The sequence below is a fragment of the Mycobacterium sp. 663a-19 genome, assembly GCF_035616495.1.
Taxonomy (GTDB): domain Bacteria; phylum Actinomycetota; class Actinomycetes; order Mycobacteriales; family Mycobacteriaceae; genus Mycobacterium.
Map to the genome: position 1 here is coordinate 292,984 of NZ_JAPJAV010000007.1, position 11,796 is coordinate 304,779.

Sequence of the window (11,796 nt, forward strand, 5' to 3'; positions counted from 1 at the left end):
TTGCCGCCGACACACAAACGTTTGGGTTACCGGCGCGACCACCCTGGCAGTACGCTTATGTGCCAGCATCTCCGCCAAGCAGAGGGATCGAGAGGTCTCCGAGGATGGTCATCAGTCGGCCGCATCGGCGTGCGTGGGACGATCGGCATCCGGGTGCCGCGGTGTTGTTGGCGGCGCCGCTGACGGTCGTCGGTTTTTGGGGGATGGTCGCTCGCCCGGCCCTGTCCCTGCCGCTGCTGGTGCTGGCCGGCGCGGTCTTGGTGGTGGCTGAGTTCGTCGGGGGCCCGCAAAGGGTGGCCGAGCGCCCGGTGCGGGTCGCCGTGGGCAGCCGGCAGCGGAGCCTCCAATCCCGTACCCACCCCCCGAGGACGCAGCCCAAGCCGAAGCCGCCGCGGCGTCCCGATTTACCCGATTCACCCAACTTAGAAGCCGAGGCGCGGGCGAAGGCAGAAGCCGCCAGAGCCCAGGCCCTGGCCGCCCAAGCCGAGGCGGTGGCCGCCGAGGCGCGGGCCCGCGCGGAAGCCGCCGCGGCGGAGGCCCTGGCCGCCGAGGCCGAAGCGCTGGCCGCCGAGGCCGAAGCGCTGGCCGCCGAGGCGCGGGCGCAGGCCGAAGCCGCCGAAGCCCAGGCCAAGGCCGCCGAACCCGAGGCGCTGGCCGCCGAGGCGCGGGCGCAGGCGGAGGTCGCCGCAGCCCAGGCCGTGGCGGCCGAGGCGCGCAAGCGGGCGCAGGCGCGGGCAGAAGCCGCCGAGGCCGAAGCCCGGGCCGCCGAGGCGCGCAAGCAGGCGGAGGCCGCCGCGGCCGAAGCTGTGGCCGCCGAGGCGCGCAAGCAGGCGGAAGCCGCCGAGACCCAAGCGCTGGCCGCCGAGGCGCGGAAGCGGGCAAGAGCCGCCGAGGCCGAGGCGCTGGTCGCCGAGGCGCGGGCGCGGGCCAAAGCCGCCGAAACCCAGGCGCTGGCCGCCGAGGCGCGGGCGCGGGAGCGGGCGCAGGAAGAGGCCGCCGAAACGCAGGCCCGGGCCGCGGAGGCACGGGCGCGGGCAGAGGCCGCCGAAAACGAGGCCCGAGCCGCCGAGGTGTGGGCGGGGGCGGAAGCCGCCGAAGCCCAAGCCCTGGCCGCCGAGGCGCGGGCGCGGGCAATCCGGCTGCGACGCGAGGCGGAAGCCAAGACCCGACGGGCCCCCCAAGGGGACTAACCGTCCGCTAAGAGCCTCGTCGCCCGTCGGGCCGTTCGGAGGCGGTTGAATTCCTGGCGCGCCGATAGGCGAAGATGCTCATGGCTCCAATTTGTTCGTTTGTCTAACGGTGTGTTTTCGGATCGATGGGTAGGCGCTGAGAATGACGGCTGGGACGTAGATGGCTGACGGCCGCACCGCGACGAATCCGACGCTGGCCCCCGCCCCGGCGGCCGGTCGTCGTCTCCGATGGGACCGCGACCACCCGCGCTACAAGTGGGTCGCGCTGTCGAACACCACGCTGGGCATGCTGCTGGCGATGATCAACTCGTCGATCGTGCTGATCTCGTTGCCGGCCATCTTCCGAGGGATCGGATTGGATCCGTTGGCCCCGACCAACATTGGCTATCTGCTGTGGATGCTGATGGGCTATCTGGTGGTCACCGCGGTCCTGGTGGTGTTCGTCGGGCGCCTCGGCGACATGTTCGGCCGGGTGCGGATCTACAACGTGGGCTTCGCGGTGTTCACCGTTGCGGCGATCGCGTTGTCGTTCGACCCTTTCCACCTCAGCGGCGGCGCGCTGTGGCTGATCGGCTGGCGCGTGATCCAGGGCATCGGCGGCGCGATCCTGATGGCGTTGTCGGCGGCGATCCTCACCGACGCCTTCCCGAGCAATCAGCGCGGTCTGGCGCTCGGGTTCAACATGGTCGCGGCGGTCGCGGGCTCGTTCCTCGGCCTGCTGTTCGGGGGGTTGCTGTCGGAGTGGGACTGGCGGGCGATCTTCTGGGTGGGTGTGCCGATCGGCGTGCTGGGCACGGTCTGGGGTGTGCGCTCGTTGCACGAGATCGGCGTGCGCACACCGGGTCCGTTGGACTGGCCCGGCACCGTGACGTTCGGCGTCGGGCTGACCGTCGTGCTGGTCGGTATCACCTACGGCATTCAGCCCTACGGTGGCCAGCCGACGGGCTGGACGAACCCGTGGGTGCTGGGCTCGATCGCCTTCGGGCTGCTGCTGCTGATCGCGTTCTGCGCCATCGAGTTACGGGTGCCGCAGCCGATAATCAACATCCGACTGTTCCGGTCGACGGGATTCGGGATGGGCAACCTGGCCAACCTGATGTCGTCGAGCGGCCGCGGCGGCCTGCAGTTCATGCTCATCATCTGGCTGCAGGGCATCTGGTTGCCGCTTCATGGATACAGCTTCGAGTCGACGCCGCTGTGGGCGGGCATCTACATGCTGCCGGCGACGCTCGGGTTCCTGATCGCGGCGCCGGTGGCGGGCTGGCTGGCCGACCGGTTCGGCGCGCGGCCGTTCGCCGTCGCCGGGATGCTGCTGATGGCGGTCACGTTCATCGGGCTGCTGCTGATTCCGGTCGATTTCGACTACCGGGTTTTCGCGCTGCTGATTTTCCTCAACGCGTTCGGCGGCGGCATCTTCACGGCCCCGAACACCGCCGCGATCATGTCGAGCGTGCCGCCCGGGGAACGGGGAGCCGCGTCCGGTGTTCGGGCGACATTCTTCAACGCGGGCGCGGCGCTGTCGATCGGCGTCTTCTTCTCGCTCATGGTCATCGGTCTGGCGAACACGTTGCCGCAGACGCTGAGCAGCGGGCTTGAGGCGCAAGGCGTGTCGGCGACGGCGGCGCACGACGTCGCGAACCTGCCGCCGGTGGGCAGCCTGTTCGCGGCGTTTCTGGGCTACAACCCGATCGCCGCGTTGCTCGCACCGACCCACGCGCTGCAGCAACCCGGCGTCAACGCCGGCGTGCTCACCGGCAAGTCGTTCTTCCCGGAGCTGATCTCCGGGCCGTTCCATGCCGGGCTGGTGGTGGTGTTCGTCGCGGCGGCGCTCATGATGCTGACCGGCGCGCTGGCGTCGCTCGTCCACCCCGGCCGCTACGCGGATCAGGTCGAGGAAATTTAGGTCGTCTTGCCCCGACGTCGTTTTGTGCGGTGCGCCGCCAACACGTCGTCGTTGGCCAGCGTCTGCGCCTGAGCGGCCAGCGTCGATGCCCGGTTGGCGTGGGCGGTCGCTTCGGTGTCGTTTGTCGCTTGCTTGCCGTGCGCCGCCGCCAAATGTCGTTTCGCCTCTTCGAGCCGGGCCTGGGCCTGGCCGCCGATGCTGTCGCGATGCCTGGCGACGTAATCGGAGATTTGCCGCAGCCGGGCGTCCGCGGTGGACAACGTCTGTGCTGTTGAGTTGTCGCGCCCTTCGATGCTGACCTGCCCATCGGTTTGGGCCTGCGCCGCGCGCCGGCGGCGGCGCGCGCCATACAGCAGGAGAATCAGCACGATGACGACCACGACAACGGCCACGCCGATCGCGATCGGCAGCCAGGTCCGCTTCGACGAGCTGGCCGGTTTGGCCGATTGGTCCAAACCGTCGGCCGCAGCGACCGCGGCACCGCTCCAATCCTTGGCGCCCACCTTGGGTTCAATCTGATTGTGTTGCAGACTGTTTGACTCGGCAGCCGCTAGCGCTGGCGCGCTGAACGTGTACGACTTGGTGTTCGTGGCCACGGCCAGCAGCGCATCCTGGTCGCCCATCCCGCTAGCGCTGCGGGTTTGGTTCGCCCAGTTGTCGGGTTTGAACCTGGAGAAGTTGTCGACGTAGGCCACCCACAGGTGAATGTGCCGGTCGCGGTAGAGCCGCTCGATCGCGGTATTGATCGCCGCCCGATCGGGATTCGTCAACACCCCGGCGCTGTCGGTGATGGGCTCCGTGAGCTTGGACGGCGGTTGCGCGCCGGCGGGGGGCGCCAGCAGGAACCCCGCTGTGAGGATCGTCAGGACTGCACCGAAGGGGCGGACAACGCGCATAGGGGTAACTTAGCCCGCTGACGGCGCCGAGGCTCGGCAGCACCTGCCGTCGGCGATTGGCGCTCGATGCACTACTTTCCCTGGGGTGACGTTCTCAGCTGTTGGTGCAGTCGCGCGGTGGTCCACCACCCTCCTCACGGTTACAGCCGTTGCCTTTCTGGCCAACCCGGGGCAGGTCGCTCCCGCCCCGGCGGTGCGCTTGGCCGATGACGCCAACCCGTTGGCCGGCATGCCCTTCTACGTCAATCCCAATTCGGCGGCCATGCGCGCCGCGCAGCACGCCGATCCGCCGAGTCCCGAGTTGACCGCCATCGCCAACACACCGCAGGCGTACTGGATCGTCCCGGGGCCTTCCGCGGGGACGGTCGCGAAGTACACCGGTGACGCGGCGGCTGCCGGCGCCATCCCGGTTCTGGCGATTTATGGAATCCCGCACCGCGACTGCGGCAGCTTCGCCGCGGGCGGCATGGCGACGGCCGACGACTACCGCGGGTGGATCGACACCATCGCGTCGGGCGTGGGCGGCACGCGGACGGCGATCATCCTCGAGCCCGATGCACTCGCCATGGCCGACTGCCTGTCGGCCGGCCAGCGCGAAGAACGCTACGACTTGATTCGCTACGCCGTCGACACGCTGACGCGCAGCCCGGCCACGGCCGTGTACGTCGACGCCGGTCACCTGCGCTGGCATAGCGCCGAGGACATGGCCGCCAGGCTCAACAAGGTCGACGTCGCGCGTGCGCGGGGGTTCAGCCTCAACACTGCGAACTTCTACACCACCGGCGACGAAATCGGTTACGGGGAAGCGATTTCGGGGCTCACGAACGGTTCGCACTACGTGATCGACACGTCGCGCAACGGCGCCGGACCGGCGCCCGACTCCGGGCTCAACTGGTGCAACCCAAGCGGCCGAGGACTGGGCGCTTCGCCCACCACCGCAACCGCGGGCGCGCACGCCGACGCCTACCTGTGGATCAAACGTCCCGGTGAATCCGACGGAACGTGCGACAAGGGTGATCCGCCGGCGGGCACCTTCGTGAGTCAGTACGCCATCGATATGGCTCACAACGCGGGCCAGTAGGGGTGTTAACGTCATCGGCGTGACTCTCAAAGCCATCGCCCTGACCACCCTGGACGGCAAGCCCACCACGCTGGCTGAATTGTCCGACGGCGCAACGCTGATCGTGAACGTAGCCTCCAAGTGTGGGCTCACTCCGCAGTACTCGGCGTTGGAGAAGCTGGCCAACGCCTATGGCGACCGCGGCCTGACGGTCGTCGGGGTCCCGTGCAATCAGTTCATGGGCCAGGAACCGGGCACGGCCGAGGAGATCCAGGCGTTCTGCTCGACCAACTACGGGGTGACGTTCCCGTTGCTGGAGAAGACCGACGTCAACGGCGACGACCGCCACCCGCTCTATGCCGAGCTGACCAAGACCGTCGATTCCGATGGCAAGGCTGGCGACATTCAGTGGAACTTCGAGAAGTTTCTGGTCGCGCCCGATGGCGAGGTGGTCAATCGGTTTCGACCCCGGACCGAACCGGATGCGCCCGAGGTCATCAGCGCCATCGAGGCCGTGCTGCCCCGATAGACGGCGTGCCGTTTGCAACCCGCGCACTCACCATACGTTGTCCATACTGGTCGACAGGCCGTTGTCGCACGTCACGGTGTCGTGAAACGTCGAGCCCGTGGCGGGTCCGCGATATTTGATTTGTGTTTCCTGCGAGCCGGTCACGGTGAAATTAACGGAGTCGTTCCAGTGGATGGCGGCCGCCCTTCCCGCCACCGCAATGGATCTGTACACGCAACTCACCGCAGGCTTGTCTGCGTTATTGGTTATCGACACAAAGGCCGCCGCCAATGCGTGGTCCTGCCGTAGCTTCAGCTCCGGAGCCGGAGGGGGCGGCGGTACCGCCGCCGGGGGTGCCGCCCTGTGGGGTGTCGCCACTTGGGGTGCCGCCGGTGGGAGTTCCTGTGCCGCGGCTGGGGGTTCCGCCGCTGGGGGTGCCGTCGAATCCGGTGTCCACCACCCGGTCGCAATGAGCGAGAATCTCGCCGACCACGGGGTGCTCGTCCCGGTTGTGCCGCCCGGCGCGGCGCCCGGCTCCCCCGACCCCGACACGACAATTCCGACAGCCGCGGTCAACGCAGAAGCCGCGATGAGAACACCGAGGCGCCGGCACCGCGGCGGGGGTGCTGCTCCATCGCGGCGAGAGTAGCTGGTGGACACCTTCATCGCGCACGCCTCCTCTGCCCCAAGCCCTTCCGAGAATCAGGGCGTGATCGTGGTCTGCTGGTCGATCACGCCGGTCACGTCATTCAACGCGTTGGCGTCGGCCTGCGGACCCTCGGCTTTGAGCTGCAGTACGTAGACCCCGTCGTTGCTCTGGATGACCACCGTCTTCTGGGCGACCATTCGCGTCACGCCGTTCTTGGTGTACGAGCCGGCAATCTGGTATGCGGGATGGCCACTCAGCGAGCTCTTTCGCTCGTCGCCGGCCTTATAGCCTGGCAAGTTCTTTACCTCACCGGGTGCGACGGCCAGCAGCTTGTCCGTATCGACAGCGCCCGTCAACTTCGCGACGATCGCGATGATCTTGGGCGGGTCCTTCGGATCGGTCGGCGTGTTGAAGACGATCCCGCCATACGGAGCGTCGGCGCCTTCGGGAATCCATGTCCAGCCCACGGGAACCGGGAGTTCGATCTTCGGCGCGCCCGGTGTGCCGTGGGTGATCGTCGTCGCCCGGATGTTGTTCTTCCTGAGGTAGTCGCCGATCGTCTCGTTCGGACCCGACGCCTGAGCGAACACCGGGGGAGGCGACGTGGTTGACGTGGACGTTGATGTCGACGTCGACGTGTTCGACGACTTCGAGTTTTGAACTACGGCCAGAAGGATCAGCCCGCCGATGAGGGCCACGCCGAAGACCACAAGGGAAACGGCGACAAACCAGCTGCGGGTTTGCCAGTGTCTTTGGACGGCAACGAAATCCGGTGGTGCAGCGGTTCTCGGTGTCGGGGTCGTCGTCTGGGGTAGTGGCAGTGATGGTGGGGTGGCTCGTTGCGCATCTTCTGCTGTCTCGCGCAGTTTCTGCTCGGCCGTCTCGAGCAGCGCGGCGGCGTCACGGTAGCCCGGCTGCTCCTGCTCGATCGCGGCTAGCAGGCCGGTGGCATGCTGCCAGTGTTCTTGGTCTAGGTGGTCGAGTGCCCGCGCGTACTGGTCGGCGAGTTCGGCTTCGCGAATCTTGGCCCGCGCGTCGGAGACGATGCCACCCGGATCGAGGTCGTCCGCGTCGATTCGAGCGAGCTCCCGCGCGGCGGCCACGACGGCGTTCCATTGCCCGGCCTGATGCAGGGCCGTCATCTCATCCACCAGTGCTTTGCGTTGCTGGGGGGCGGGCAGATTTTCCAACGCTCTCAGCACGATGTCCCAGTCATGCTCAGCGACGGACGCCTCGCGCCGCTCAACAGGTGTCCCCGGTGAAGCCGAAGACTGCTCCTCATGCAGGTCGGCGGCGACCCCGTGCGCACTGCGCGGTTCGGTGTCGTGGTCCGCCAATACCATCTGGGCCACCGCGGCGCCCACGGCGGGCGACGGGACCTCAACGGATGTGGACGCCGCGATCATCGGCCGGGTGGCAGCTGCCGTTGGTGTGGCCGCGGCCGGTCGCGCACCCGAACCCGTCGGCCCAGGGCTGAGGGCCTCGGTCTCGTCGGCCTGCGTGGAAGGCCGGCGGCCGGCTCGGCTTAACGCCTCGGCGAAGTCGAGGCAGTGCGGGTACCGCTGATCGGGGTCTTTGGCCAGCGCCACCGACAGCACGTGATCCAGGTTCGCGAGATCAGGGCGGCGCTCGGAGAGCATCGGAGCCGGCGTGGTGAGTTGCTTGCTGATCACGACGGCCGGGTTGGTGTCCATAAATGGCCTCGCGCCCGTCAAAAGGTGAAAAGCGGTGGCCGCCAAGCCGTATTGGTCGGCCCGCCCGTCAATCGGTTCGCCCATCAGCTGTTCGGGCGCCGCGTAGCCGACGGAGCCGACCGTCATGTTGGTGCCGGTGCAACCGCTGACCTCGTCGGCTTGACGGGCGATACCAAAGTCGGCCAACAGTATCCGCCGGCGGGTCCCGTGCGCCTGTCCCAGCATGATGTTGGCCGGTTTGACGTCGCGGTGCAGCAGGCCGTGCTGATGGGCGGCGTCTAGTGCGTCGGCGACACCGGTGACGATCTCGAGCGCCTCGAACAGGGGCATGCCCGTGGGATAACTCTCCTCAACCAGCCGATCGGCGTCGGTGCCATCGACATAATCCATCGAAATCCACAGTTGGCCGTCGAATTCACCGCGATCGTGAATGCCGACGATATTCGAATGCCACAGGGTCGAGGCCAACTCGGCCTCGCGATTGAACCGGTAGCGGTACTCCGCGTTGGCCGTCAGGGCCGGCGGTAAGACCTTCAACGCTTCGAGGCGCGGCAGCCGGGGATGCTGAACCAGGTAAACCTCGCCCATCCCACCAGCGCCGAGGAATCGCCGAATCACAAAGCCGGCGAAAACCTCACCGTTTTTCAACGGCATGCGCGAAGCCTACAGCCGACCCGCGGCGAACGCCGCTGCCTGGGCAGTCATTCCCGACTGAACGTACTGGCCATGTGGCGCCATGCTCACACCGTTGGTGCAGATCGGATCCCCGGGCATGCACATGTCGATCGTTTTCGCGGCGTACAGCGGGCCAATGGCGGGAAGCCCGCCCGCCCCCAATCTCCGCCCGAATGAGCCCGATGCCTTCGGATTTCCGAAGACAGCGACGGCTGCGACATGATTGGCGACACCTGGTGGCATCTGCGTGGTGGCGACGTCCATAACGGCCGCACCCTGGGAGTATCCACCGAGGACCATCCTGGTGTTGGGACAGTTCGCCGCCATGGACTGGACATGAGCGCTCGCGTCATTGGCACCGGCGGGGATGGAACTACCGAAATTGTTGGTGGCGGGGTAGTTGACCGGATATACGCCGACGGTCCTCCGCCCTACTCGCGAACGCAGCGAATCGACGAACGCCTGTCCGACCCCGCCGACGCCAGGGGGTTCGGTGGTGCCTCGGGCGAACACCACGTCGACGTCGGGGCAGGGAGCCGAGTTAGCGGATGGCAGGGACGAGGCAGCGGTCAGCGACGCCCACACTGCGACAACAGCTGCACCGAGCAGACCAGAGATCCGACGTGCGGCACGCATGTCATGTTGTCGCTTCGAACACGATTTTGAACGATCCTGTGGACCGCCTTGATGGCCAGGACGCGCCGGTCCGACGATGAAAGCTCATGGTGGTTGTCCTTGGTGTGGTCGCCGCCCGGTTGGCAGCTCTGACAAGTAGGAGCAACGACGGCGGTCCTAGGGGACACTTTTTCCGCCGCCGACGCCGAGGTCGACGTCAGCGCGCGGAAGGTCGAGTGGACGTCACGCAAGCGTCGATTCCGACGCGGGGGCCGGGCTGCTGATGGTTCCGAATGGGCACGATGGAATGCAGACTGGCGGCGCGGACGAGGACCGGCTGGCTCACGTGCGGGTCGTAGTGCGCGCGGATGCTGTTGTCATCGGCGACGGTAGGCATCGCTGCGGCTGAATACGCCTACGACGGTGACTTGCTGCCGCTCCTCGTCAATTCTGTAGAGCACGCGGTAAGTGCCGCGGCGTGCGCTATACCGATCATGCAGAGGTGGCCTCAGCTGCTTACCCACCCGCCGCGGATTATCGAGCAATGGACCGATGATGAACTCATAGGCAGCAAATGCGACCGATTCCGGAAGTTGCTCGGCCAGTTGCTTTTTCGCAGTCGGCGCAATTACCAGCTCAAATCGCCGGTCGGTCACGTCCTAGCTCGGCGTGCTTGCATGGCTGCAGTCAGGCTGTCCAGGCTCTCCCCCTCGCCCCGGGCGATTTCAGCCTCGGCCTCGCCAAGGGCACGTAGCGCCGTCGGGTCGGACAGCACTGCAATCGTTTCCTCGAGCGATTCCAGATCGTCGACGGCAAGAAGGACCGCAGCGGGGCGTCCGTGCACCGTTACCGTGATCCGGTCGTGCTGCGCGCCGACACGCGCCACCAACTCCGACAGATGCGCCTTCACCTCGGCCAACGAGCTGACTTCGGACATAGTCACAATTATGACCAATCCCTGCGTCGGTGTCCACTAAGGGCCACGCTTAACTCCCTCACCGACCGTCGCGACATGGCGGGCTCAATCGTCGCCTTCCGGTGGGTACATATTGGGGCAGGAATCGGATGCTGACGTCGCCGGGAGCCGTCCGAGATTCACCAGCCAGCGCGAGGGAGCACTCCCGCAAACCGAGGAGCCCAGGCATTGACCACCGAGGACCCTGGCCAGATTCAGCGGCTGGCCGCCCAGTGCGACATGGTCGTAACCCGGCTACGCCATGACGAGTACTTGCTGTACGAAAATGGCACCAATCAGTTGCTCCTGGGCGGCCACTCTGGCGGGCACAAGACCGGTGTCAGCCTGGAACGGATCAGGCTGTACCTGGAAGGGCTCCAGAGGTAGATGTGATGGGGTCAGGGCCGCTGGCTTTGCCTGGCGGCGGGCTGTTCGCGGTGGGGCTGTTCCCGGTGGGGCTGACGTGGGGCTGACGTGGGGCTGACGTGGGGCTGACGTGGGGCTGACGTGGGGCGGGCGGGACTCGAACCCGCGACCAACGGATTATGAGTCCGCGGCTCTAACCAACTGAGCTACCGCCCCGCTTTGGCGCGGCACCCATGGTGCCATGCCGCAGCACCGCCGGCACCCGCCACGTCAGCTGAAGACCGTCTGACCATCGGCGTCGAGCAGGTAACGCTCGGTGCCGGACTCGACGCGGGCGGCGTCGGCGCCCAACGACACCGCGATCTTGTTGCTGGCGTTTCGCATGACGTCGAACGTGAGCTCGACGGCCTGCTCCTCGGAAAACCGGGCGCGCACCTCGGCGGCGACGTCGGCGACGAGGTGCGCAGGCGTCCAAATTAACGCATCCGTATAGCGCAGCGCTGCCTTAGCGCGCTCGTCGAGCAACGTTGACGTCTCGTAGCGCTCGACGTCGCCGTACAGCGTCTCCGAACCCCCGGCGTCCAGGGCAGTGGCCTCGCGCAGCGACTTGCACAGCCGGCAGTTGTGCTGGGCCGCGCCGCGCAACCGGACCACCTCGGAGGTGACCGGGTCGAGCGCGCGCATCCGGGCCACCGCGGGCAGAAAGTCGTTGAACACCACATCGGAGGGATCGGTGGTGTGGTCCCACTCGATCGGACGGTTCACCCAGTCGAGATAGTCCGAACCGACGCCCAGGGCTTCCAGCCCGGCACGCACCCGCGGAACGAAGTCGCCGATGTACATCTGCACCACCACGCTGAAAGCCCTGTCCCCCAACTGCTTCCACAGCAGCGACCGCTGTTCGGCGGTGATCGCCGAGACGTCGACACTGAACTGCTCGGCGAACTCGGCGACGACGGCCTCGGCCTCCGATTCGGGCTCACCAACCTCGACGCAAGAGGGCAGCGGCGGCAACGACAGCGTCCGGGCGCACACCCGCCGGACCAGGCCCGTGATGCGCCCGTCGCCCGGGGACAGAGCCACCAATCGCGTCAGCATCTCTCACACGCTAGAACCCGCCCAGCCGCTGGGCAATCGGCTGCTGCGCCCGGTGCCGAGCGGCGCAGCCAAAGCCGCGTCGAGCGTGAAGCTGCTGCGAATCCGCCGCCCTCGGCTTCAAGGGATGGATGCAACACATCTGATTGAGGAGTGTTGTTGTGACCCGTCCGGCGTTGAGATCTGTTGT

Annotated in this window: 12 protein-coding genes and 1 tRNA gene; 5 read left to right on the forward strand and 8 right to left on the reverse strand. The window is 67.1% G+C overall.

Features of this window, described 5'->3' with window-relative positions; translation table 11 throughout:
* Positions 1 to 104 precede the first annotated feature (104 nt).
* Entirely contained in the window at positions 105 to 1,190 is a 1,086-nt protein-coding gene (locus OQ968_RS15145) for a hypothetical protein (RefSeq protein ID WP_324679169.1), read from the forward strand.
* A 160-nt stretch (positions 1,191 to 1,350) separates the two neighbouring features.
* Positions 1,351 to 3,093, forward strand: a complete 1,743-nt coding sequence (locus tag OQ968_RS15150) for an MFS transporter (RefSeq protein WP_324679170.1) — start codon at positions 1,351 to 1,353, stop codon at positions 3,091 to 3,093.
* On the opposite strand, the gene OQ968_RS15155 is transcribed toward OQ968_RS15150, so the two are convergent.
* Positions 3,090 to 3,989, reverse strand: a complete 900-nt coding sequence (locus OQ968_RS15155) for a TPM domain-containing protein (RefSeq protein ID WP_324679172.1) — start codon at positions 3,987 to 3,989, stop codon at positions 3,090 to 3,092. The two genes, OQ968_RS15150 and OQ968_RS15155, sit on opposite strands and share 4 nt — an antisense overlap.
* Positions 3,990 to 4,074: 85 nt before the next feature.
* Between OQ968_RS15155 and OQ968_RS15160 the strand changes: the two genes are divergently transcribed.
* Both OQ968_RS15160 and OQ968_RS15165 read left to right on the forward strand, forming a co-directional pair.
* Positions 4,075 to 5,070 carry a glycoside hydrolase family 6 protein gene (locus tag OQ968_RS15160; RefSeq protein WP_324679174.1) on the forward strand — a complete coding sequence of 332 codons (996 nt, stop codon included), beginning with the start codon at positions 4,075 to 4,077 and terminating at the stop codon, positions 5,068 to 5,070.
* Positions 5,071 to 5,089: 19 nt separating this feature from the next.
* Positions 5,090 to 5,578 (forward strand): glutathione peroxidase, encoded by a 489-nt coding sequence (locus OQ968_RS15165; protein WP_324679176.1) that lies wholly within the window; start codon positions 5,090 to 5,092, stop codon positions 5,576 to 5,578.
* A 27-nt stretch (positions 5,579 to 5,605) separates the two neighbouring features.
* Here OQ968_RS15165 and OQ968_RS15170 read toward each other — a convergent pair whose 3' ends face one another.
* The 5 genes from OQ968_RS15170 to OQ968_RS15190 all read right to left on the reverse strand — a co-directional run bounded on the left by OQ968_RS15170 (position 5,606) and on the right by OQ968_RS15190 (position 10,127).
* Positions 5,606 to 5,848 carry a hypothetical protein gene (locus OQ968_RS15170; RefSeq protein ID WP_324679178.1) on the reverse strand — a complete coding sequence of 81 codons (243 nt, stop codon included), beginning with the start codon at positions 5,846 to 5,848 and terminating at the stop codon, positions 5,606 to 5,608.
* A gap of 411 nt (positions 5,849 to 6,259) precedes the next feature.
* Positions 6,260 to 8,554 (reverse strand): LpqN/LpqT family lipoprotein, encoded by a 2,295-nt coding sequence (locus OQ968_RS15175; RefSeq protein WP_324679180.1) that lies wholly within the window; start codon positions 8,552 to 8,554, stop codon positions 6,260 to 6,262.
* Positions 8,555 to 8,563: 9 nt separating this feature from the next.
* Positions 8,564 to 9,211, reverse strand: a complete 648-nt coding sequence (locus OQ968_RS15180; RefSeq protein WP_324679182.1) for a cutinase family protein — start codon at positions 9,209 to 9,211, stop codon at positions 8,564 to 8,566.
* A 356-nt stretch (positions 9,212 to 9,567) separates the two neighbouring features.
* On the reverse strand, positions 9,568 to 9,846 hold the full coding sequence (locus OQ968_RS15185; protein ID WP_324679184.1) for a type II toxin-antitoxin system RelE/ParE family toxin: 279 nt from the start codon (positions 9,844 to 9,846) through the stop codon (positions 9,568 to 9,570).
* Positions 9,843 to 10,127 carry a type II toxin-antitoxin system Phd/YefM family antitoxin gene (locus OQ968_RS15190; RefSeq protein ID WP_324679186.1) on the reverse strand — a complete coding sequence of 95 codons (285 nt, stop codon included), beginning with the start codon at positions 10,125 to 10,127 and terminating at the stop codon, positions 9,843 to 9,845. Before OQ968_RS15190 ends, OQ968_RS15185 begins: the two co-directional genes overlap by 4 nt.
* Before the next feature lie 207 nt (positions 10,128 to 10,334).
* Here OQ968_RS15190 and OQ968_RS15195 point away from each other — a divergent pair, with 207 nt between their 5' ends.
* Complete coding sequence (locus tag OQ968_RS15195) at positions 10,335 to 10,532, forward strand: hypothetical protein (protein WP_324679188.1); 198 nt, start codon at positions 10,335 to 10,337, stop codon at positions 10,530 to 10,532.
* 121 nt (positions 10,533 to 10,653) lie between these two features.
* Here OQ968_RS15195 and OQ968_RS15200 read toward each other — a convergent pair.
* Together OQ968_RS15200 and OQ968_RS15205 are read right to left on the reverse strand one after the other, a co-directional pair.
* Positions 10,654 to 10,727 (reverse strand) — tRNA-Ile (locus OQ968_RS15200).
* A gap of 54 nt (positions 10,728 to 10,781) precedes the next feature.
* Positions 10,782 to 11,609 (reverse strand): carboxymuconolactone decarboxylase family protein, encoded by an 828-nt coding sequence (locus OQ968_RS15205; protein WP_324679190.1) that lies wholly within the window; start codon positions 11,607 to 11,609, stop codon positions 10,782 to 10,784.
* Between the last annotated feature and the right edge of the window lie 187 nt (positions 11,610 to 11,796).

Coding starts and splice junctions, on each gene's coding strand:
- OQ968_RS15145 (WP_324679169.1), top strand. CDS start 105: ATGGTCATCAGTCGGCCGCATCGGCGTGCGTGGGACGATCGGCATCCG.
- OQ968_RS15150 (WP_324679170.1), top strand. CDS start 1,351: ATGGCTGACGGCCGCACCGCGACGAATCCGACGCTGGCCCCCGCCCCG.
- OQ968_RS15155 (WP_324679172.1), bottom strand. CDS start 3,989: ATGCGCGTTGTCCGCCCCTTCGGTGCAGTCCTGACGATCCTCACAGCG.
- OQ968_RS15175 (WP_324679180.1), bottom strand. CDS start 8,554: ATGCCGTTGAAAAACGGTGAGGTTTTCGCCGGCTTTGTGATTCGGCGA.
- OQ968_RS15180 (WP_324679182.1), bottom strand. CDS start 9,211: ATGCGTGCCGCACGTCGGATCTCTGGTCTGCTCGGTGCAGCTGTTGTC.
- OQ968_RS15190 (WP_324679186.1), bottom strand. CDS start 10,127: ATGTCCGAAGTCAGCTCGTTGGCCGAGGTGAAGGCGCATCTGTCGGAG.
- OQ968_RS15205 (WP_324679190.1), bottom strand. CDS start 11,609: ATGCTGACGCGATTGGTGGCTCTGTCCCCGGGCGACGGGCGCATCACG.